Consider the following 1,111-nt stretch of genomic DNA (forward strand, 5'->3'; position numbering starts at 1 on the left):
CTGCGCTGAGGGATTTACCCAATGCCAGTAACTGACGTAACCGGCTTTTTTCTGCCACAATACGGGCATATTCCTCAATATTGGCCGCACTGGGCGTGTTTTTGCACACTTCTGCGACATAGGCAAAACCCCCGACGTTGTCTATTTGCCCCCGCTGTGTCAGCCTGTCGGTCAGGGTGATCAGGTCAAACGGACAGTTTTTTTCGCTCAGTTCCGCAATGGCCTGATAGATTATTCGGTGTGCCGGAAAGTAAAAATCGTCCGCCGCCAGCAGCTGAACCACGCTGTCCCAACGTTCATTCTCCAGTACCAGTCCGCCAATCACCCCCACCTCGGCATAGGCATAGTTGGGTTCCGCTTCACTGATGGCCTGTAACGCATTATGATCCCGATTCATTGGTCACCTCCCTGTTGACGGCATTCAGTGCCCTCACTAACCGTTGTTGCAGACAGGGAGAAGAAACCCAGAACAGGACTTCTTTTGCGGTTAAATACTGCGGCTTGCCATTTTCCCAGCCACACTCCAGCAGGGCCAAATCATCCGGTGTACCGGGCATCAGTGACAGCTCGCGCAATTCGTCTTCATGACGGGGACTGAAATGCCCGGCTTTCTCAGGCGACACAGCCCAGATAACGGGTAATAGTGTCTGGAATTTCGCCAGTGCCGCTTTACGATCAGGCGCATCGACAAACACAAACCATTCATCCTGTGTATCCGTAAAGGGTAATTCGGCATTGTCATAACAAAAACAGACGGCTCGCCAGATAACATTCATTGCGCGTTCCCCGTCGGTTGGTTGACCAGCACGGCATCAAATTTCGCAGCCCATTCGGGGAACAGTTCACAGGCCAGACGGTGCATGGTCAGGGCAGCGGCGGGACTTTTGCGGGGTGTTTTATACTCCAGACGATGAACGGGCTGGGCGCGAACATGCCCCAGTTTGTAGATATCCAGCAGATCTATCCGGGTGTTCAGCAACTGGTAAACCTTTCTGCCACCCAACGCGGACGCATCATACCGTTGCTGTTCGATAATATCGGTCAGCTCATTGAGCGTATCTCTGTCCAGATTGGTGCCTTCAATGCCATTGGCCAGTATCTGGATCAGCGG

General features: G+C 52.9%; 2 protein-coding genes and 1 pseudogene. All 3 read right to left on the bottom strand.

The window, feature by feature from the left end; all coding sequences use genetic code 11:
• Nucleotides 1-397: DnaB-like helicase N-terminal domain-containing protein (locus tag ABLA76_RS18090; RefSeq protein ID WP_348988969.1), on the bottom strand; the 397-nt coding region annotated here is incomplete at its 3' end.
• Nucleotides 381-776, bottom strand: a complete 396-nt coding sequence (locus tag ABLA76_RS18095) for a hypothetical protein (protein WP_285809408.1) — start codon at nucleotides 774-776, stop codon at nucleotides 381-383. The genes ABLA76_RS18090 and ABLA76_RS18095, both read right to left, overlap by 17 nt.
• A pseudogene (locus tag ABLA76_RS18100) lies at nucleotides 773-1,111 on the bottom strand (ParA family protein); the annotation flags it as partial. The gene ABLA76_RS18095 and the pseudogene ABLA76_RS18100, both read right to left, overlap by 4 nt.

The organism is Xenorhabdus sp. SGI240, from assembly GCF_040081915.1.
GTDB lineage: Bacteria > Pseudomonadota > Gammaproteobacteria > Enterobacterales > Enterobacteriaceae > Xenorhabdus > Xenorhabdus bakwenae.

Excerpts from the sequence above, each read along its gene's own strand:
- ABLA76_RS18095 (WP_285809408.1), bottom strand. The coding sequence starts at position 776 with ATGAATGTTATCTGGCGAGCCGTCTGTTTTTGTTATGACAATGCCGAA.